Annotated in this window: 19 protein-coding genes; 5 read left to right on the top strand and 14 right to left on the bottom strand. The window is 57.4% G+C overall.

Annotated features, from left to right (window positions below; all coding sequences use genetic code 11):
- Nucleotides 1-9: 9 nt before the first annotated feature.
- Together AC2FI7_RS12090 and AC2FI7_RS12085 are read right to left on the bottom strand one after the other, a co-directional pair.
- Nucleotides 10-996: an NAD(P)H-quinone oxidoreductase gene (locus AC2FI7_RS12090; RefSeq protein WP_010443603.1), complete on the bottom strand. Its 987-nt coding sequence runs from the start codon at nucleotides 994-996 to the stop codon at nucleotides 10-12.
- Nucleotides 997-1068: 72 nt separating this feature from the next.
- On the bottom strand, nucleotides 1069-1761 hold the full coding sequence (locus AC2FI7_RS12085) for a COQ9 family protein (RefSeq protein ID WP_496816081.1): 693 nt from the start codon (nucleotides 1759-1761) through the stop codon (nucleotides 1069-1071).
- A gap of 112 nt (nucleotides 1762-1873) precedes the next feature.
- On the opposite strand from AC2FI7_RS12085, the gene rpsU reads away from it, so the two are divergent.
- Both rpsU and AC2FI7_RS12075 read left to right on the top strand, forming a co-directional pair.
- Nucleotides 1874-2080, top strand: a complete 207-nt coding sequence (gene rpsU / locus AC2FI7_RS12080) for a 30S ribosomal protein S21 (protein ID WP_005614280.1) — start codon at nucleotides 1874-1876, stop codon at nucleotides 2078-2080.
- Nucleotides 2081-2377: 297 nt separating this feature from the next.
- Nucleotides 2378-3526, top strand: coding sequence for a CAP domain-containing protein (locus tag AC2FI7_RS12075; protein WP_010443601.1), 1149 nt, complete (start codon nucleotides 2378-2380; stop codon nucleotides 3524-3526).
- A 52-nt stretch (nucleotides 3527-3578) separates the two neighbouring features.
- Here AC2FI7_RS12075 and ppk2 read toward each other — a convergent pair whose 3' ends face one another.
- A complete protein-coding gene (ppk2, locus tag AC2FI7_RS12070) occupies nucleotides 3579-4496 on the bottom strand; it encodes a polyphosphate kinase 2 (protein ID WP_029622264.1) in 918 nt (305 codons plus the stop codon).
- A gap of 170 nt (nucleotides 4497-4666) precedes the next feature.
- Nucleotides 4667-5125 (bottom strand): Lrp/AsnC family transcriptional regulator, encoded by a 459-nt coding sequence (locus AC2FI7_RS12065; RefSeq protein WP_010443599.1) that lies wholly within the window; start codon nucleotides 5123-5125, stop codon nucleotides 4667-4669.
- Nucleotides 5126-5260: 135 nt separating this feature from the next.
- Between AC2FI7_RS12065 and ald the strand changes: the two genes are divergently transcribed.
- Nucleotides 5261-6376 carry an alanine dehydrogenase gene (gene ald / locus AC2FI7_RS12060; RefSeq protein ID WP_010443598.1) on the top strand — a complete coding sequence of 372 codons (1116 nt, stop codon included), beginning with the start codon at nucleotides 5261-5263 and terminating at the stop codon, nucleotides 6374-6376.
- Between the two features lie 190 nt (nucleotides 6377-6566).
- On the opposite strand, the gene AC2FI7_RS12055 is transcribed toward ald, so the two are convergent.
- Entirely contained in the window at nucleotides 6567-7373 is an 807-nt protein-coding gene (locus tag AC2FI7_RS12055; RefSeq protein WP_010443597.1) for a mechanosensitive ion channel family protein, read from the bottom strand.
- Nucleotides 7374-7593: 220 nt separating this feature from the next.
- Between AC2FI7_RS12055 and AC2FI7_RS12050 the strand changes: the two genes are divergently transcribed.
- Entirely contained in the window at nucleotides 7594-8292 is a 699-nt protein-coding gene (locus AC2FI7_RS12050; RefSeq protein ID WP_010443596.1) for a glutathione S-transferase family protein, read from the top strand.
- 49 nt (nucleotides 8293-8341) lie between these two features.
- On the opposite strand, the gene AC2FI7_RS12045 is transcribed toward AC2FI7_RS12050, so the two are convergent.
- The 9 genes from AC2FI7_RS12045 to AC2FI7_RS12005 form a co-directional block, all read right to left on the bottom strand.
- Nucleotides 8342-8788: a YtoQ family protein gene (locus AC2FI7_RS12045; protein ID WP_496816080.1), complete on the bottom strand. Its 447-nt coding sequence runs from the start codon at nucleotides 8786-8788 to the stop codon at nucleotides 8342-8344.
- A 79-nt stretch (nucleotides 8789-8867) separates the two neighbouring features.
- Entirely contained in the window at nucleotides 8868-11264 is a 2397-nt protein-coding gene (gene pheT / locus AC2FI7_RS12040; protein ID WP_496833408.1) for a phenylalanine--tRNA ligase subunit beta, read from the bottom strand.
- A gap of 77 nt (nucleotides 11265-11341) precedes the next feature.
- Nucleotides 11342-11749, bottom strand: a complete 408-nt coding sequence (locus AC2FI7_RS12035) for a cupin domain-containing protein (RefSeq protein ID WP_480456117.1) — start codon at nucleotides 11747-11749, stop codon at nucleotides 11342-11344.
- Nucleotides 11750-11809: 60 nt separating this feature from the next.
- The gene (locus tag AC2FI7_RS12030) at nucleotides 11810-12613 is read right to left on the bottom strand and encodes a CE1 family esterase (protein WP_496816078.1); all 804 of its coding nucleotides are present in this window, start codon (nucleotides 12611-12613) and stop codon (nucleotides 11810-11812) included.
- 910 nt (nucleotides 12614-13523) lie between these two features.
- The gene (gene pheS, locus AC2FI7_RS12025) at nucleotides 13524-14597 is read right to left on the bottom strand and encodes a phenylalanine--tRNA ligase subunit alpha (protein WP_010443591.1); all 1074 of its coding nucleotides are present in this window, start codon (nucleotides 14595-14597) and stop codon (nucleotides 13524-13526) included.
- 70 nt (nucleotides 14598-14667) lie between these two features.
- Complete coding sequence (locus AC2FI7_RS12020) at nucleotides 14668-16038, bottom strand: glutamate--cysteine ligase (RefSeq protein WP_010443590.1); 1371 nt, start codon at nucleotides 16036-16038, stop codon at nucleotides 14668-14670.
- Between the two features lie 67 nt (nucleotides 16039-16105).
- A complete protein-coding gene (locus tag AC2FI7_RS12015) occupies nucleotides 16106-16633 on the bottom strand; it encodes a hypothetical protein (protein ID WP_010443589.1) in 528 nt (175 codons plus the stop codon).
- On the bottom strand, nucleotides 16630-17475 hold the full coding sequence (locus AC2FI7_RS12010) for a GNAT family N-acetyltransferase (RefSeq protein WP_496816077.1): 846 nt from the start codon (nucleotides 17473-17475) through the stop codon (nucleotides 16630-16632). Before AC2FI7_RS12010 ends, AC2FI7_RS12015 begins: the two co-directional genes overlap by 4 nt.
- Nucleotides 17475-18200 (bottom strand): 16S rRNA (uracil(1498)-N(3))-methyltransferase, encoded by a 726-nt coding sequence (locus tag AC2FI7_RS12005; RefSeq protein ID WP_010443587.1) that lies wholly within the window; start codon nucleotides 18198-18200, stop codon nucleotides 17475-17477. The genes AC2FI7_RS12010 and AC2FI7_RS12005 overlap by 1 nt, the downstream gene beginning before the upstream one ends.
- A 12-nt stretch (nucleotides 18201-18212) precedes the next feature.
- On the opposite strand from AC2FI7_RS12005, the gene ubiA reads away from it, so the two are divergent.
- Nucleotides 18213-19175 (top strand): 4-hydroxybenzoate octaprenyltransferase, encoded by a 963-nt coding sequence (gene ubiA / locus AC2FI7_RS12000; RefSeq protein ID WP_010443586.1) that lies wholly within the window; start codon nucleotides 18213-18215, stop codon nucleotides 19173-19175.
- Nucleotides 19176-19189: the final 14 nt, after the last annotated feature.

Raw genomic sequence — 19189 nt, 5'->3', positions numbered from 1 at the left:
GGCGTCAGCTTAGCCGGAGACTTTAAGAACGATCTTGCCGATATGGCCCGATCCTTCCATCCGCGCGTGCGCAGCGGCGGCTTCAGCCAAATCGAATTCGGAATCCATCACAGGCGCAACCTTCCCGGCCTCAAGCAAGGGCCAGACGGCTTCACGCAAGTCTTGCGCAATGCGTGCCTTCGCCAGATCGCTTTGCGGACGCAGAGTACTGCCGGTCAGGGTTAGACGCTTGACCATCATCAGCGCAAAGTTCAGTTCGACCACCGGACCTTGCAGGAATGCGATTTGAACCAAACGACCATCTTCGGCCAGCGCTTTGACGTTGCGCGGGATGTAATCGCCGCCCACCATATCGAGGATTAGGTTTGCGCCACCCTCCGCACGCATCGCAGCCACGAAGTCTTCATCGCGATAATTGATCGCCTTCTCAGCCCCCAATTCGACACAAGCCGCACATTTCTCAGCCGATCCGGCCGTGGCAAAAACCCGAGCGCCAAATGCATTGGCCAACTGGATCGCGGTCGTGCCAATCCCGCTTGAACCACCATGGACCAGAAAACGTTCCCCCGCTTTCAGGCCACCCCGCGTAAATACATTGGACCAGACGGTAAAGAAGGTCTCTGGCAAGCAGGCAGCTTCTTTCAAACCCATGCTCGTAGGAACAGGCAAGCAATGCGCGGCGGGAGTGGCTACATATTCGGCATAACCGCCGCCTGGCAGCAGGGCGCAGACCTGATCGCCAGTCGCCAGCCCCTCAACACCCGTGCCAATCGCGACAACCTCTCCTGAGGCTTCCAAACCCGGCAGATCGCTCGCACCCGGAGGCGGATCATAGGCCCCCGCCCGTTGCAGTGCATCAGGACGGTTCACCCCGGCATAGGCTACTTTCAGAACCACCTGACCCTCCGCCGGTTCCGGCATCGGGCGTTCGGTCAATTGCAGAACGTCCGGGCCACCCGCTTCGGTAATCTCAACAGCGCGCATCGTCTGGGTCATGGTCATATCTCCTTTGCCTCTTGCCTAGCAGTCAGTAGCGCAGAGGCCCAGCAACAAGTGGAAACGTTGCGACTATTTCCCCGATGACAGCGAACCGGGCAAGTTGTCTGGCATCTTCACCGGAGCCTTCACCTGACCCGCAAGCCAGTTGGGCACAGCCAGAAACGGCTTCAGCAGCGGATTGTCATTCACCTGCGCCTTGAGCTTTTCGAACTGCATCACGCCCTCGATCCGGCGATCGAGGAATTCCCATGTCGCCTGATAATCCGGACTGTCATCGCCCAGCCAATACAACAGTGTTGAAGAATAGACGCCCGACAGAGTGGCACGTTTGGTGTACCAGTTCACGTCATCCGAAGTATCGCCAAGCGCTGTCCAGATCTGGTCACAGGTGCCCCAGACCGCCTTGGCCCCATCTGCGGCATAGATCGGCAGCGCGAATAGAGTCACACCCCGGCGCACGGCCTCTTTGTCTTCGACTGCCTGTAAACGAAAGCGGACAGCGGCGGCGACCTTGTCACGAAACTTCAGCCCGCTTAGATCCTCAGTATTGATACGATCCAGCATTGCCGCATCACCGCGCGCATGGAAGGCCAGTGCCAGATCGACAGCGCCGCGCGGGCAGATGGCGCGGGCCAGTCCGGCATCCAGACCGCAATCGGAAATCGCTGCGCGAAAGCTTGTTTCCGACCAACCGTCAAAAGGCACATGGTCGAGAATCGCGTTCAGAAGTTGTTCTTTGGTATCTTCATAGGTAGCGGTCATTTCGGCTCTCCGAGGCTGCGGGTCCAGTACTAGACAAGTTAGGCGCGCTTTGCTATACGGCCACTTCCTGCAATTTCCTTGCAACTCTATCTAGAAAGGTGGTGACAACCACATGCAGGTTAGTGTTCGCGACAATAACGTCGATCAGGCGCTTCGTGCCCTGAAGAAAAAGCTGCAGCGCGAAGGCGTGTTCCGTGAAATGAAGCTGAAGCAACATTTCGAGAAACCGTCCGAGAAAAAAGCGCGCGAGAAAGCTGAAGCGATCCGCCGTGCCCGTAAACTGGCACGTAAGAAAGCACAGCGCGAAGGTTTGCTCTAAGAGCCTACCGCGACTCGTCCAGCTTTGGATGACACTATTTGACGACCCCCGAGGCCCCGCCCGGGGGTTTGTCGTTTTTTAGGGCGGATATTCTCGCCCATTCCCGGCTTTACCCTCGCGGCAACCTGCCGATTTTGATGCAATCGCCTATGTCGGCATTTTACAGCGCAGCGAATCGCCGCTCGGTTGCATTCTGCCGCCGAAAATCACCCAACCCCGTACCTACCCTGTTCAGCGTTCTTTGATCGTCTGTAAGTGAGGCCGTCCACTCAGACATAACCAAAAACGGAGGCACTGATGTCGACAGCAAGTACGGTTGAGCGCGAAATGCTGGCGCTGATCAACCAAGAGCGCACATCCCGCGGTCTTGATCCCCTAGAACTTGAACGCAACCTGAATGAATCATCCGAGGACCACAGCACCTGGATGCTTGACACCGACCGGTTCAGCCACACCGGGCAGGGAGGCTCATCTGCAACCCAACGGATGCAAGCCGCAGGGTTTGACCTGTCCGGCAGCTGGCGCACCGGAGAAAACATCGCTTGGCAATCCGAGCGCGGCGCACCGGGCATCAGCGATGATGTCGCGCAATTGCACCAGAACCTGATGAACAGCCCCGGCCACCGAGCCAACATTCTGAACCCCGATTTTAAGTATATCGGCATCGGGATCGAAGAAGGCGACATGCAGGGGTTCGATGCAGTCATGGTGACGCAGAACTTTGCTGCGACACAAGGCGAGGTCGATCTTGATAACGGCGGCACCACCCCGCCAGTGAACCCTCCGGTTGAAGAGGTTGCGGAACCGGAAGAGGAAGTTACCACTCCGACCGAACCTGAAGTGCCGGATACCGACGTCACAGAGACTGAGGAACCAGTTGACGAAACTCCGGTGGCGGAAGTTCCTGAAACCGATGAACCGGCTGAGGAGACCCCGGACGAGGACGTCACCGAAACCGAAGAACCAACGGACGAAACTCCGGACACTGACGTCACTGAGACCGACGACCAAGTCGAGGAGACTCCGGAAACTGACGTCACCGAAACCGAAGAGCCGGAAACGCCTGATACCGATGTGACTGAAGTTGAAGACCCGGAACCTGAAGTGCCGGATACCGATGTCACCGAGGTCGAAGAACCAGAGCCTGAAACACCTGAAGTTGTCGTTGACAATGGTGAACCAGGCGCGGACTGCTTTGACGTTCAGGCTTTCCTTGCCGGGATCGAAGCGTTTGTTAACGCACTGCAGGCCCATTTTGACCAGTTCGAATGGTCTCCGGTGCAACAGGCCGATACGACTCCGGAAATGGATGATTTCGATCTTGTGTTCGACACCGACGTCGCTGACGACATGATTGAAACTGTTGAAACCACAGTCGAAGACATGAATGACGACATGTGTGGCATGTTCGTTTTCGAAATGAACTGCGGATTTGATTGGGGCTAATCAAACCGTTCAGGTGCGGGGGATCGCTCTCCCGCACCACATGACTGCCAATTCAATAAATCTTTGGCACGTGTAGCTCATCCGGCAAAATGCGCCGTTCGTATTCGGGATTATAGCGCCGATCCGGCAAATTGACCTTTTCTTGCGGCACATCCTCATAAGGGATCTTGGTTAGCAGGTGCTCGATACAATTAAGCCGTTCGCGCTTTTTGTCATTGCCTTCAACGATATACCACGGCGCCTCGGAAATGTTGGTGCGAAAGAACATATCCTCTTTGGCCTTGGTGTATGCCTCCCACCGGATGCGGGATTCCAGATCCATGGGCGACAGCTTCCACTGCTTCATTGGGTCGTGAATGCGCATCAGGAATCGCAGTTGCTGTTCTTCGTCTGTAATCGAGAACCAGTACTTAAGCAGAATAATCCCCGACCGCACCAGCATCCGCTCGAATTCGGGAACGTCCTGAAAAAACTGTTCAACCTGATCTTCGTTGGCAAACCCCATCACGCGTTCCACACCCGCTCGGTTGTACCAGGACCGATCGAAGAACACGATCTCACCCGCCGCAGGCAAATGGGGCACATAGCGCTGAAAATACCACTGGCTTTGTTCCCGTCTGCTAGGCGCAGGCAAGGCGACCACGCGAGCGACCCGCGGGTTCAAGCGCTGTGTTATGCGTTTGATCACCCCACCCTTGCCAGCACTGTCGCGGCCTTCGAACAGGATGCAAACCTTGGCCCCGGTGTGAACCACCCAATCCTGTACCCTGATAAGTTCGGCCTGCAGACGCAAAAGGTTACGAAAATAGACCTTGCGATCCAGCATATCGGGATGCTGATCCTTGTAGATCTTACGCACCTCGACCGAAAGCATTGGTTCGCTGAATTCGATCTCGAAATCTTCATCCAGCGAATCTTCCAGTTCGGCTTCCAGCCAATCTTTAGGGGTGCTGTCATGTTCGTAAACCAAGGTCTGCTCCTTATCGTCTTCGGGTTCGGACCATACAGGGCCAGTGTAACCATCGGATGTCAGCGCGCATTGCCAATGTTTCACTTATGGTCAGAACTATAGATTTTGAACCGGTCTGAAGGCAGATACAAGCGGTCAGGACGAAACGCCGCCATCGGGTGCGGAAGAGTTCAAACTGGCAGGGCCGTCGTTTTGAAAACCGTGCGCAAAGCAAAAGAGCTTTGCATCTGCGCCACGCCGGGCAAGCGAGAAAGGTACTGCCGATGTATCCGCGCGAAATCTTCGGTATTTTCAGCAACCACCTTCAAAATATAATCCGCTGTTCCGGCCATCAGATGACATTCTAGTACATCGGGAATTCGGGCGACTGCCTTTTCGAAGGATTCAAGCACCTCTTCCGCTTGTCCCTGCAAAGTAATCTCGACAAACACAGTTGTTGGCACATTCATTTTACGTGCATCCAGCAATGCAACGTAATCTTTGATATAACCTTCTGCCTCAAGCCGTTGAACACGGCGGTGGCACGCCGAGGGTGACAGGTTGGCCTGTTCGGATAGCTCTGAATTAGACATCCGGCCTTTGCGCTGAAGGGCTGCCAGAATCTTTCGATCGGTCGCATCTATCATCATCGGCGCACATCCATTGCGTAGTATTTAACTATCTTCGGATAATTTCCTACAATTCTACCATTTGGCAAGCAGGGTTTCACAAAAATTGCACAGCATAATGCCCATAATTTAGGCAGTTTATGAATGGAGTCTCACATGAAAATCGGCTGCCCCAAGGAAATCAAACCCCAGGAGTTCCGCGTCGGGATGACCCCGAACGCGGCTGGCGAGGCTGTGGCCCGTGGTCACGAAGTCATCATCGAAACGGGTGCCGGGATGGGCTCGGGCTTTGACAATGATGCCTACGTCGCGGCAGGAGCTCGCATCGTCGACACTGCAGAAGAGGTGTTCGCCACCGTCGACATGATCGTCAAGGTCAAGGAACCTCAGGCGGTCGAGCGTAAAATGCTGCGCGAAGGTCAGTTGCTGTTCACCTATCTGCACCTTGCACCCGACCCAGACCAGACCCACGACCTGCTGGAATCCGGCTGTACTGCGATCGCCTATGAGACTGTCACCGACGCGAACGGCGGCCTGCCTCTGCTGGCCCCAATGTCGGAAGTTGCCGGTCGTTTGGCACCGCAAGTCGGGTCCTGGACTTTGCAGAAGGCCAACGGTGGCCGTGGCGTTCTGATGGGCGGCGTTCCGGGTGTTGGTCCTGCCAAGGTGATCGTCATTGGTGGCGGTGTGGTTGGTACCCACGCTGCCAAGATCGCAGCGGGCATGGGCGCAGATGTAACCGTGCTGGACCGCTCGTTGCCGCGTCTGCGCTATCTGGACGATGTGTTCGGCGGAACGTTCAAGAACCAATATTCGACAGCTGGTGCCACCGCTGAACTGATCCAGGATGCCGATCTGGTCATCGGTGCGGTTCTGATCCCGGGTGCGGCAGCTCCGAAGCTGATCTCGCGCGCACAACTGTCGACCATGAAGCCCGGCGCGGCTCTGGTAGACGTTGCGATCGATCAGGGCGGCTGCTTCGAAACCTCGAAAGCCACCACCCACGCCGATCCGGTTTACGAAGTTGACGGCATCATGCACTACTGCGTCGCCAACATGCCCGGTGCGGTTGCCCGGACCTCGACCATAGCACTGGGCAACGCAACAATGCCGTTCATGCTGTCGCTGGCAAGCAAGGGCTGGAAGCAGGCCTGCAAGGACGACGCACACCTGCTGGCAGGCCTGAACGTCCACGCCGGCAAGCTGACTTACGAAGCGGTAGGTACTGCCCTCAACATCGACTCTGTCGATCCGGCAACTCTGCTGAACTAAGAGTACTCCCGCCTCTGAAAGCGTCCTTTTCCAAAGGACGCTTTACAGACTTGGGCCTGGCACCGCGCCAAAAGCGCGGCGCTATTGTTTTTGAACCAACGGTCACACAAAAAAAGTACACCGCGCTTTGGCGCGGTGCGCGGCCCAACCGGAGGAGGGCAATTCAATGCCCGAGCGACGGGCGGGAGGCTTACGCCTCTTTGTGTATCTCCACTGAATGCGGATACGGGATGGATACGCCCTTGGCGTCAAACGCTTCTTTGATCGCTTTGGTAAGTTCAAACTTCACATCCCAATAGTCAGCCGCCGCACACCACAGGCGAGCGGTCAGATCAACCGAGCTATCTCCAAGGTTTGTCACCCGCACCCAAGGCTCAGGATCAGCCATGATACGACTGTCGGCCTTGGCCACATCCTGAATGATGTTCATCGCCTCATCCGCGCTGTCGCCATAGTCGATGCCGAACACCAGATCGACCCGGCGCGTGTCATGGGCGGAGTAGTTTGTGATCACCGAACCCCAAGCCTGACCGTTTGGCACGATGATCTGTACGTTATCCGGCGTCACAAGCTCGGTCGTGAACAGGTTCAGGTCTTTCACCGTACCTGCAGTGCCACCAATATCGACATACTGGCCCAACTTATAAGGCCGGAACACGACCAGCATCACGCCTGCGGCTAAATCACTGAGTGTTCCCTGCAGCGCCAAACCGATGGCCAAAGATGCGGCACCCAGAATGGCCACAATGCTGGTCGCCTCGATACCGAAAATGCCCAGTACGGCGACAAAGACTATCGCCAACAGCACCCATTTCACCAGGCTCGCAACAAAATTCCCCAAAGTCGGGTCGATATGCGGTGTCGCGTTGATCCGCCGCCGCACCAGACCACTTATGGCTCCGGCGACGATCCAACCCAATACCAGAACGATCAACGCTTTGATCGCGCTCATGATCAGCGGACCAAATGCGCCCACCTGTGTTACGACATCTTCCACACGTTTCTCCTTTGCGCCAACAGCAAACCCGCGCCTTTGGCGCGGGATTGCTAAAAAGTCTGGGCTAATTTTGCGCTCAGGTCTAGGTGCGGGATTTCCGAGTTTTCCCCCTGCTGTTCCCCAGCAAACAGTCACTGTCCGGTCCTGCACACTCAAACACCTGACAATCTGCGCTCATGCCACCACATTGAGACCTATAACCCTGTTGCAGGAGCATATCATGCTGGACACCACCTCATTCCCGATCATGGCCAAATGGCCACCGCAATTTCCTGATCGCATCCAACTTTATTCCTATGCAACGCCCAACGGGGTCAAAGCGTCGATCATGCTGGAGGAAACCGGACTTCCCTACGAGGCACATCTAGTTACGCTGGCAGATGCGGATGTCAAAAGTCCCGAATTTCTGTCGCTAAATCCCAATAACAAGATCCCGGCTCTCATTGATCCGAACGGGCCCGATGGGGTCCCGATGGGGCTTTTCGAAAGCGGAGCGATCCTGCTGTATCTGGCCGAGAAAAGCGGCATGCTGCTGGGGCAGAGCAAGGCGGACAAACATTTAGTCACCCAATGGCTGATGTTCCAGATGGGCGGCGTTGGGCCGATGTTCGGTCAGCTGGGGTATTTCCACAAATTCGCTGGCAGCGAGATCGAAGACCCCCGCCCCCGCGAACGCTATGTGACCGAGGGCAAACGCTTGCTGAACGTCCTCGAAACACAGCTGAACGGCCAGGATTGGATCGCCGGAGATTATTCGATCGCTGACATAGCCATCGCACCCTGGCTGCGTGGTCTCGACTATTATGGCGTCAAAGAGGTCCTCGGTTGGGACAACTACAGCAATGTAGCGGCCTATCTCGACCGTTTTCTGGAAAGGCCTGCAGTTCAGAAGGGCCTGACCATCCCGCCTCGAGATTAACTTGAATCACAGGGCGGCGGCGCCAAAGAGCCGCACGCCCTTGGGCCGTTCAGCCTGGCAATCGGCCTGTCTCGACGTAACGCAGAATCTCGACAACCTGCGCGGGCTCTTCCGCCACCGCAAGCGCGGCCGCGTCCACCTCTTTCAAAGCGTGTTGATGATCGGCTCCATGTAACACGATGATCGATTTGCCCAAGGCCGCCGCGTAGCCGGCATCAAAGGCTGCATTCCATTGCTTGTATTTGTCCCCGAAGCGTACAACGACCACATCAGCGTCTGAAATCCCCTTGCGGGTTCGGATCGCGTTCACCATCGCACCCTTGTGGTCATGCCAATACTTGTTTGGCTCTGCCCCCAAAATCGCGACGCCACAATCATCCGACGCATCATGATCTGTCACTGGGCTGCTAAACTCTATGTCCAGCCCCCCGGCACCTGCGATAATCTGTTCCCGCCAATCCGTGTGAATCTCACCCGAAAGATAAACTTTTAACATGACCTATTCCTCCCGCAAAAAAGGGGCGCGCCCGCCCCTTCGTGATATCATATATGTCCCACCCTGGGTGGAAACATCCTCAGCCGCGCAGCACGCCACCAGTCGCTTTCGCCACTTTCTCGACGATCTTTGCACTGACCTCTTCGATGTCCTTTTCCTTGAGGGTCGAGTCAGATGGCTGCAGCCGAACGGTAATGGCCAGGGATTTCTTCCCTTCACCAAGGCTACCCCCGATGAACTCGTCAAACACCCGAACGTCTTCAATCAGTGCCTTGTCGGCCCCTGCAGCTGCATTCACCAGCGTTAACGCCTCGATATTGGCATCAACGACAAACGCAAAGTCACGCTCAACCGCCTGCAGGTCACGCAGTTCCAAGGCGGAACGGGTTGCTCCGGATTTACGCGGCATCGGAACCTGATCTGGCCAAATGGTGAACGCCATTGCCGGACCCTTGATGTCCATGGCCTGCAAGACGCGAGGGTGCAACTCACCAAAAACACCCAGAACCTTTTTCGGGCCAAGGCAAATCTTGCCGTGACGACCCGGGTGCCACCAGGCATCGCCACCACGCAGAATTTGTACCTTAGCTGGCGCGCCAATTGCGGCCAGCACCGCCTCGGCGTCGGCCTTCGCATCAAACAGGTCAACCGGGCGGGACGCACCGTGCACATCCCTGGGGCCGCTGCGCCCAACCAACAGGCCGGTGATTTGCGTCTGCTGATCCCCCGGCTCGCCATCGTGGAACACCGGACCGACCTCGAACAGAGCCAGATCTGCGTAACCCCGCGCCTGATTACGCGCCGCCGCCTGCAGCAGACCAGGCAACAGATCAGGGCGCATATGGCTCATCTCGGACGAGATTGGGTTTTCCAGCATGGTTGCAGCGTCGCCACCGCCAAACAGCGCAGCCGAGGCCTGATCTATGAAGGTGTAGGATACACATTCATTATACCCCAGTGCGGCACAAGTCCGTCGCGCCATCGACTGGCGGCGCTGCGTCGGCGTCATGACCGGTTTGGGGATACCCGCCGTGGTGCGTGGCAGAGGAATACCCTGCAGCTTGGTCAGTGAAGCAATCCGCGCGACCTCTTCCACCAGATCAGCTTCCCCCATGATGTCTGGTCGCCAGCTGGGCACGTGCGCCATCTCTCCATCCAGACGGAAGCCCAAACGGGTCAGGGTTTGCCGCTGCTCGCTTTCCGGGATTTCCATCCCGACCAGAGACTGCACTCGCGCCGCATCCAGCTTGTAGGCCCGCGCGTGGTTCGGCGCATTGCCCGCCTCAACCACGTTCGAGGCTTCACCGCCGCAGATATCCAGGATCATCTGCGTCGCGTGCTCCAACCCTTCGCGGGTGTATTCCGGGTCGACCCCACGTTCGAAGCGATAGCGCGCATCCGAATTGATTTTCAGCGCACGGCCCGTCAGGGCGATCTGCACATGATCCCAGAACGCGCTTTCAAGGAAGACGTTCACCGTCTCCTCGGTGCAGCCGGTTTCCTCACCGCCCATGATACCGGCGATTGATTCCGGGCCTTTGTCGTCCGAAATCACCATCATGCCGGGCTGTAGTGTGTATTCCTTCTCATCCAGAGCAACCAACTTCTCGCCGCCTTTGGCACGGTGAACGCGTAGGTTACCCTGCACCTTGTCGGCATCGAATACGTGCAGCGGGCGGTTGTGATCGAAGGTCATATAGTTGGTGATATCCACCAGAGCCGAGATCGGACGCAGACCAATCGCCTTTAGCTGATCCTGCAGCCATTGCGGGCTAGGACCGTTCTTAACACCCTTGATAAGCCGACCGGTGAAATGCGGTGCGCCGTCCAGCGTATCCTCGTCGATCGACAACTTGATCGGGCTTTCGAAATCACCTGGCACCGGCACATAGTCGCGCACCTTCAGCGTGCCCAAACCACGAGCAGCCAGATCGCGCGCAATCCCCTCAACACCCAGCGCATCCGGGCGGTTTGGCGTGATCGCAATCTCGATCATCGGGTCAACCTTCGACGGCTCGTTCTCGGCCAGCCAGTCGATAAACTTGTCACCGATCTCGCCCGAAGGCAGCTCGATAATTCCGTCATGCTCGTCCGACAGCTCCAGCTCGCGTTCGGACGCCATCATGCCAAAGCTTTCGACACCTCGAATCTTGCCAACGCTGATGGTGATATCCAGACCGGGGATATACATGCCCGGCTTACACACGACGACAGTGATGCCTTCGCGCGCGTTGGGTGCGCCACAGATGATCTGCAGGTCGCCCTCGTCGGTCTCAACCGTACAAACTCGAAGCTTGTCGGCGTCGGGGTGTTTCTCGGCATGTTTCACATGGCCCAGCGTAAAGCCCGCCAGCCGGTCCGCCGGATTGACGATATCTTCGACCTCAAGTCCGAGGTCGGTCAGCGCCTCGGCAATCTCAACCACCGAAGCGTCAGTATCGAGGTGGTCTTTCAGCCAGGAAAGAGTGAATTTCATCGGTCGTCATCCGCCAGTAAATCTCGGGTCAGACCGCATGTAGCGGATATTGTACACAGGGGAAAGAGGCCGTTGGCCTAGTCTTCGGCAACCGTGTTCGAAACAGCGTCCGACCCGGCAAATACAGCCAGAATACGCGCGATCCCGCTACCCGTATTCACCCCGGTATGGGTCGAGCGGAAGGCTTCGACAAAGGCATCCCCGGTTCTGTAGACACGCGTACCGTCATCGCCATAGTCAACGGTGATCTCGCCCTCAAGGACATAGGCCGCCAACGGCGCATCATGTCGATGGTCGCCTGTCTGCTGTCCCGGTCGCATGGTGACGATCGCCATAGTGATTTCAGCCTGCCCTGTCGGATATTCCAGTGGCTCGCCGATGATCGAGGTATCGGTCTGCAACAGCAATTCAACCGGCGGGTATGTGTCCTTTGCCTGAACGAAAGTGGCGGCAAGGATCATTGCGCCCAGCAGAAGCGGTTTCACGGGTCGTCTCCTATGATTGTGCTCTGGCAAGTGATCGCGCCGCCGTTGCAATGTCAACGATTACGGATAGGTTGGCTTTCGGCCCAAAAGCTCATCCAGCTGCCAACCGATCCAGCCATGGGGGATAAAATGCCCACCGGGATGGGTGTCCAACGTGACCTGCCCCTGCGCGCAATCGGTCCATTCCATACGGCTGAGCGTCAGAAACGGCTTTACGCTCCAATCCCCGCGCGGAGTCGCGCCGTTACAGTCGAACTTGGCCTTCCACAGCGCCACCGGATAAGTCGTGTCCCCGTCCGGCCCGAAAGGGAAATCCATCACCGTATCGTCCAGCCCATGCACGTGGCGCACCTCACGCGGAGCCTCAGGGCAGTCCTCGGTCTGGCGGATCGAGCCCGCAACAGCCAGCAGGGCGGCGATATCATTGCCCGACTGGCACACATAACGCCACGCCATCGCGCCGCCAAAGGAATAGCCCGAGACATATATGTGCGCGGGATCAATGGGATAGCGTTTGGCCACATCCTCAAGCACCTGATCGGCGAATGGCACATCCTGGGTGTCGGAGGTCCAAAAGTTCCAGCTTTTGCCCAGCCCGTTCGGGGCCACGAGCAACACATTCCGTAGCTTCGTCGCGCCGGCGATGCGTTCATGGTTCACCACCACATCGCCCTGCCGCGCCCAGCCATGGAAATGCATCAGCACCGGCAAAGGCGCTTCGCCATCCCAGTCTTCAGGTTCCAGCACATGGTACGAACGGTCGCCGACCTCACAAGCGGTATCGCCATGGCAGTCAGATTTCCATGGCCCCATCGCAAAGGCCGGAGTCGCGGTCAGCAGAAGAAAAAGCAGTCGATAGATCATAGGCCGGAGCCTAGCGACGTCTGCCGCGCTGTCACATAACATATTGGTGTAGGGTGGGGTTTCACCCCACCAACCGCCCCACTGTGGGGTGAAACCCCACCCTACACCGGATCAAGCTACAAAGCCGCGCTATCGCCAGACCGCGGGGGTGGCGATCCTCGGGCTGTGCCGAGCACTTTATGCCAGCCAAATCCGCGAAACGCTCAAACGGAGCGTTAACGGAGACAAATCGCCAGCCCGTGCGGGCGGTCTGGCGATAGCGCGGCGGCCTATCGGCCTTTGCTCCGCACTTACCTCTCGAATCGATCAATGAGTTTCTTGGTTTTCCAAAACTGAGATTGTTGATCACGCGTGCTTTCATCTCTTTTTTCCCAAACGCGATGATGCGCAATCATGAACAGGCCCGAGAATGGCGCGGATATGAGTAAAGCTAAGCCAGCAACCCAACCTGGAAGTAAACTAACAATTCCAACAAATACCCAATACCACGCGAAGAGTATCGCAAGTCCAACCCACCGACGGTGACGGCTGGAAAACGAATAGGACCAGTCATAATACTTAGCGAGATAAATGCTGAACAGGTACAAGTCTTACCACCAATTCCAAAAACTAGAATTCCGTTTTTGGATTAGGTCTAAGGTTTTGTCTCTTTGCAGTCGATCTCGCACTTGAAAAGCACCGGGCAGCAAAAATTCGAGCCCAGCAACGAGTAGTCCCGGCAGAAACAAAATTGCTGAGACTACAAAAGCAATCAAGACTGCTGTCGATGAACTTTCCCACACCCAAGATACAAGTGTTGGTGGAATAAACACCGCGAAGAACAAACATATGAACCAATGAAGCGGCTGTTTGGAAACCCTAAGCTTCCACCAATCACGATATAACGTCAGCCAGTCGTCCAATGATCTACCTACCGCGACAAACCACCATGCAGGTTCGGCATATCCAGCGCTGCAAATCCGTAGTGCCGCAACCACCGCAAATCTGAATCAAAAAACGCCCGCAAATCCGGAATGCCGTACTTCAGCATCGCCAGACGGTCGATGCCGATACCAAAGGCAAAGCCCTGATAGACCTCGGGGTCGATGCCACCGGCGGCGATTACCTTGGGGTGGACCATGCCCGAGCCCAGAATCTCCATCCAGTCGTCGCCCTCGCCGATCTTCAGCTGACCGTTATCCCAGGAACAGCGGATATCGACCTCGGCCGACGGCTCGGTAAAGGGGAAGTGCGAGGCGCGGAAGCGCAGTTCGACATCGTCGACCTCGAAGAACGCTTTCACGAACTCTTCCAGAACCCATTTTAGGTTGGCCATCGAGATGTCCTTGTCGATGGCCAGCCCCTCGACCTGATGGAACATCGGCGTGTGGGTCTGGTCATAATCGGCGCGGTAGACGCCGCCCGGGCAGATCACGCGGATCGGCGCGCCCTGCAGCTCCATCGAGCGAATCTGAACCGGAGAGGTATGGGTGCGCAGCACGTGCGGCGGACGGTTATCACCCTCGGCGCGGTGCATGTAGAACGTGTCCATCTCAGCCCGCGCGGGGTGGTGGCCGGGGATGTTCAGGGCATCAAAGTTGTGCCAGTCGGTCTCGATCCGCGGCCCTTCGGCCACCGAGAAGCCCAGTTCGGCAAAGATCGCGGTCAATTCCTCGGTCGCCTGGCTGACCGGGTGGATCGAACCCTGACGGCGCGCGCGGGTCGGCAGGGTGACGTCCAGCCATTCGGTGCGCAGACGCTCATCCAGCGCCGCATCAGCAAGCGCTGCTTTCTTGGCCGACAGGGCCGAGTTGATCTCATCCTTCAGGGCGTTCAGCGCTGGGCCAGCAACCTGGCGTTCCTCGGGCGTCATCTTGCCCAGCTCGCGCATCTTCAGCGCGACCTCGCCTTTTTTGCCCACGGCAGCGACGCGGATCGCCTCAAGCGCGTTTTCATCGCCAGCTTCGGCGATTTGGCCCAGATATTTTGCCTTAAGATCGTCCATGACGCCCTCTGAATTTGGTCGCCAACCTGCTATCGGCCCCGCCCCGCGAATGCAAGCGGGACGGTGGGGATCAATAGCTGTATTCGGGATAAATCCGGGTCAGATCGCCATTCCAGTCGCCATTGTAGTGATCCAGCAACTCATCAGCGGGAACCTTGCCCGTATCGATGCTGTCCTTTAGCGCGTTCAGGAAATGCGTCTCGTCCTGCACCAGACCACCTGCGCCGGGGCGCGCGCGCGACGCCAGACCGGCCTCGGCAATCGAGACCACTTCGCGCGCCAGATCATGCATGTTGATGTTGCCAACCTGCGCTTGCAGACCATCCTTGGCAGCCTCAACCCGCAGCGCTTCGCGCGTTTCGGCATCCCAGCCTTTGGCCAGATCCCAAGCGGCATCCAGCGCGGTTTGGTCATAGGTCAGACCGACCCAGAAGGCCGGCAGCGCACAAAGCCTGCGCCATGGGCCACCATCGGCACCGCGCATCTCCATGAATTTCTTAATCCGCGCCTCGGGGAAGGCCGTGGTCAGGTGATCTGCCCAATCGGACAGAGTCGGCGTCTCACCGGGCAGTGCAGGCAGTTTGCCCTGCAGGAAGTCGCGGAATGACATGCCCAGCGCGTTGATATATTGCCCGTCGCGATAGACGAAATACATCGGTACATCGAGCGCATATTGTACATAGCGTTCGAACCCGAAACCCTCTTCGAACACAAAGGGCAGCATACCGGTTCGCGCATCATCCAGATGGCGCCAGATATAACTGCGCCAGCTTTTCTGGCCGTTCACCTTGCCCTCGAAGAACGGAGAATTCGCAAACAGCGCCGTCGCCACCGGCTGCAGGGCCAGTGCGACGCGCAGTTTCTGCACCATGTCCGCCTCGGACCCAAAGTCGATATTGACCTGAACCGTGCAGGTGCGCCGCATCATGGCGCGGCCCATGGTGCCGACTTTCTCCATATAGTCGTTCATCAGCCGGTAACGGCCTTTGGGCATCAGCGGCATCTCGTCATGGGTCCAGATAGGAGCCGCACCCAGACCGATAAATCCTACGCCGATCTCATCAGCTATATCCTTCACCTCACGCAGGTGGATATTCACCTCATCGCAGGTCTCGTGGATCGTCTCAAGCGGAGCACCCGACAGCTCCAACGCGCCACCCGGCTCCAAGCTGACGTTCGCACCATCCTTCTCAAGCCCGATCAGATGCCCGGCTTCGCGCACCTCGGCCCAACCATGACGATCACGCAACCCTTCCAGCACAGCCACGATGGACCGTTTGCCTTCAAACGGCAGCGGTTTCAGCGTGTCTTTACAATATCCGAACTTCTCATGCTCGGTGCCAATGCGCCAATCATCCTTGGGCTTGCAGCCCGATTCCAGATATTCGGCCAGTTGCTCATGGCGTTCGATCGGTCCGCCGCCGGACTGGGGGATGGACATGTTACCCGTGCTCCGATCCTGATATGTCTGTCTTGAAGGTCAGTCCTGAGCGCAAACCGCGCCAGTGTCAATGCAGCCTGAGATGAGCCGGGCGCGAGGGCGTCCGTTCCCAAATCACAACAGGATGCGCTGATCCACCGTTGAGTTCCGACAGCATTTGTTCAGTTTTCAACCCTGGCAGGTTCGAAAACACATCAAACAGAGCCTCAGCCCCTTCGGCGTTCACCGGAATGTGAAGAGTCGGTTGCCCCGGCTGGTCCAGAACCCAAAGAGCTGGGCGCGCGGTTGGGTCCAGCGCAAGTCGTTCGATTTCGCGCGCAGCAACGATCCCGCCATCTAAAGGGCCAAGATAGGTGATCTGGCCTTCATCGATGGTCACAACACCCGGACCACCTGCACCGGTGCGAAAGCGCGCACGCTGTAATCCGATTACGGCCAGTGCAATCGAAACGACCACCAAAATCCAACCCAACCAGCCCAGCAATCCACCGGGTCCGTTGATCCAGCTCAGGCCCAGCAGCAGGACAAATCCAGCAACCAGCACTTCGCGCCAGCGCCACATGGCCAGTTTGGCTTCTGGTCGGATGAAACTCATGCTGTGTCCTCCGGGTTTGTGAACAAGATCAGCGAGAAATAGCCCGCTGGTTGGAACCCAATAGCCATATAAGCACGCGCGGCGGAATCGGAAGCGGCAAACAGAACTGAACGTGAAACTCCAGCGTCCCGCGCCTCGGACAGATGCAAGGCAACAGCGAGACGCGCATAACCACGGCCACGCAATTCGGGTGGCGTGTAGACCCCTCCGATCTGTACGATCTCGGGCAGGCGCGCATTGAAGCCTGTCATGGCGACGGGCCGATCGTTGACCAGAAGAACCCGGTGGGAATCGCGCGTGCAATAAGCTTCGAAATCTTCGCCTGCCTGTGTTTTTGCCCTGTCGGGAGCAAAATCCATGGCCTCGATCAGATAGTCGTGCCGCCAGTTCTCGGTGATTGCCCTGTCGACTTCATCCAGAGGAACCAGACGGGCGCCTGAAACGTCTGGAATGCGAAGCTGATCCAGCTCCAGCGAAAACCCCGGCTCATCACTGTTAAGCGTCGCGGGCCGGTCTTCCCAGCCACCAAGCTGCATGAGGCACCGCGCCTGCGTGGCTTCCGAGGCAATGCCAAACAGAGCGTGCCCTCGGATCAGGCTTATGGCCTCAGCAAGCTCATCATCCGAACAGTTCGGACATTGTGACAGGATCATACCTTCGTTGGTGATGGCAAAGACAGCGCGAAACGGATCGCCAAGCACCCAGGCTTTCAACGACCGGGGATGCAATTTACGCAGACCGAAATCTCGCAGATTAGCCAACGGAAACATGGATGTCTGGATGTGCTGGGATAGAAATGCGTCAATATCCGGCAGGTCCGTTTCCTGTGCCGGCCGCCACATCAAGACCAATCCCCCAGTGCCTGCTGCCACATGGTCATCGCAGCAACAGCGGCCGTATCGGCACGCAGGATACGGGGGCCGAGGCTGACCACATGAGCATAGGGCAACGCCTTCAGTCGCTTGCGTTCGTGGTCGGAAAAACCACCCTCTGGGCCAATGAGGATGGCCCATGGCTGACCTGGTTCGTTTTCGGCCAATCGCAGGGCCGAGCCAACCTCGGCCTCGTCACAGAACATCAACTGACGATCTTCAGGCCATGCATCAAGCACGCGGTCCAGTCGCTGCAATTCAGTGACCTCTGGCACGAAGGTCCCGCCACATTGTTCCGCTGCTTCCACCGCATGCGCTTGCAGCCGATCCTGCCGAATACGCTCGGAATTGGTGAACCCTGTCTGTACCGGCATAATCCGCGCAGCGCCCATTTCAGCTGCTTTTTCAACGATGAAATCGGTCCGCGCCTTTTTAATCGGCGCGAAGAGCAGCCACAGATCGGGCGGCAGTTGCAGCGGCTTCGTTTGCTCTGCACAGGACAGTAGGCCGCCACGTTTGCTCGCCTCGGCGACATCGGACAGCCACTCTCCATCCTGCCCGTTGAACAGGGCAACCTGCCTGCCAACCGACAAGCGCATGACACCGAACAGGTAATGGGCCTGTTCGCGCGTCAAAGGAACCGATTGCCCCGGACCTAAAGGGTGCTCTACATACAATCTGATCTTCGCAGTCATGAGACCCTACATATGCAAGGCAATGCCCCAACACCAGACGGTCAGGTCGCCGATGCCGCGACCGGCAACTGGGTCGACACGTACGCACCCACCTTTGCGCGCCCTTACCTGCGGCTCAGCCGGGCTGATCGGCCTATTGGCACATGGTTGTTGCTGATTCCCTGCTGGTGGGGTCTGGCACTGGCCATCCTCAGCGACGGGCAACCCCGATGGGAGGATCTTTGGATCGCCATCGGTTGCGCCATCGGAGCCTTCCTGATGCGCGGCGCGGGCTGTACGTGGAATGACATCACCGATCGGGAGTTCGACGGGAAGGTCGAGCGCACCCGCTCGCGCCCAATACCATCGGGTCAGGTCAGTGTGCGTCAGGCAGTGTTCTGGATGGTGTTGCAATGCTTGTTGGCACTGGCGATTCTTCTGACTTTCAACCAGGCCGCCATTGCAATGGGTGTTTTATCGTTGCTTCCCGTCACGATCTATCCATTTGCGAAACGGTTTACTTGGTGGCCACAGATTTTTCTGGGGCTGGCCTTTAACTGGGGCGCATTGCTGGCATGGGCAGCACATACCGGAACGGTCGGCCGGCCCGCCATCATGCTCTATCTGTCAGGCATTGCCTGGACCCTGTTTTATGACACGATCTATGCCCATCAGGATGCAGAGGACGACGAACTGATCGGAATCAAATCCACTGCCCGACTGTTCGGAACCGATACCGCGCGTTGGCTCAAATATTTTCTGATAGGAACGGTCAGTCTGATGGGACTTGCGATTATCGATGCGGCATTGCCGGAGGCGTCGGTCCTTGCATTGGTCGTAGCGCTAAGCGGGCCTTGGGCGATGGGATGGCACCTTGCCTGGCAATTGAGGGGGTTAGACACGGAAGACAACGCCAAATTGCTGCAACTGTTTCGGGCCAATCGCGACACCGGCTTGATTCCGCTGATCTTCCTCTGCGTCGCCCTTTTGCTCTGATTGCACCTCCGTGA

The sequence above is a fragment of the Ruegeria sp. YTSA064 genome (genome assembly GCF_059610325.1).
The sequence above is the reverse complement of the archived record's forward strand: the minus strand, read 5'-3'. Positions and strand labels throughout refer to the sequence as shown.